Source organism: Ruegeria alba, from assembly GCF_022321465.1.
GTDB lineage: Bacteria > Pseudomonadota > Alphaproteobacteria > Rhodobacterales > Rhodobacteraceae > Ruegeria_B > Ruegeria_B alba.
On sequence record NZ_JAKOEM010000068.1, the window covers coordinates 1 to 1,251 of the forward strand.

Annotated in this window: 2 protein-coding genes; both read left to right on the top strand. The window is 68.2% G+C overall.

Going from position 1 to position 1,251, the window contains the following annotated elements; all coding sequences use genetic code 11:
- Positions 1 to 570, top strand: a 570-nt coding sequence (locus MB818_RS21885) for a phage tail tape measure protein (protein WP_369426353.1), incomplete at its 5' end; no start/stop codon positions are given.
- A partial coding sequence (locus MB818_RS21890; protein WP_238906556.1) for a hypothetical protein occupies positions 563 to 1,251 on the top strand: 689 nt, incomplete at its 3' end. The genes MB818_RS21885 and MB818_RS21890, both read left to right, overlap by 8 nt.

The window sequence follows — 1,251 nt, forward strand, 5'->3', positions numbered from 1 at the left end:
CTGGCCGAGGATATCACCGGCCCGCTGAAGGAGGCGCTCAAGTCCGGCGAACTCAGCTGGCGCAGCTTTGCCCAGGCCGTTTCCGGCATTGCCCGGAACCTTGCGAACCGGCTGATCGACTCGGCCTTCAAGCCGATCGAGGACGCACTCTTCCGCGCCTTCTCCGGTGGTGGGGCGTCAGGCGGCGGGGGCGGTCTTTTCGGCTGGATCACCAAGGCCATCGGTGGTCTCTTCGGTGGCGGCTTTGCCAAGGGCGGTGTCTTTGCGCAGTCTGGTCGAGTGGCCGCTTTTGCCCAAGGCGGTATCGTGGATCGCCCGACGGTGTTTCCTTTCGCCCGCGGCATCGGCCTCATGGGCGAGGCCGGGCCGGAGGCCATCCTGCCCCTGCGCCGGGGACCGGGCGGCCGGCTGGGGGTGGAAGCCGGGACATTACAACCCGCCCCGCAGATCACGCCCCGGATCATCAACGTGCTAGATCCCGGGCTGGTGGGCGACTATCTCGCCACGCCCGCCGGCGAACGCGCCATCCTCAACGTGATCCGTCGCAACCGGGGCGCCTTTGATGGCTGATCTCCCCTGGCCCTTCGCCGCGCATGGACCGGCGACCGAAGTCCTGGAGTGGCGCACGGACGTGTTGCAGAGCGAAGCCGGCGAGCAGCGGCTTTCACTCAGAGATGCCCCGCGCGAGGTGCTGACCCTGCGCCACCGGCTCGACGGCCCCGGTCTTGCCGAGGCCCTCGCACTGGCCCGCCGGGGTCTGGCGGGCAACTGGATCGTTCCGCTCTGGCTTATGGCGGACCGCAGTGGCGGTGATATCACCTCCGGAGAGACCCGCCTGAGCATCGCGGCGCGTCACGCCGACTACCGTGCGCCGGGCTTTGCCGTTGCCGCCAGCGATGCCGGGGAGGCGCATTTGTTCAACGTTGCGGCAGTGCATCCAGACAGAATTGACCTGACAACTGCAGCCGGTGTCGATCTCACCCGCCCGGTGATCGCGCCGGCGCGCCTGGCGCGTCTGCTGGCGCCGCTGGAAATCGAGCGCCGGCATACGGATCTCGGCTATGTCACCGCGCGCTTCCTGTTGCAGGAGAGCGCCGATCTTTCCGGGCTGCGCGGGACCGCGCTTTACATCGCCATCGACACCAGCACATCGATGTCGGGGGCCAAGATCACCGCGGCCATGGCAGCGGTGCGGGCGCTGGTCGATGAACTTGCCGGCAGTGTACCGCCGGCCTTGCGCAACGACATCTG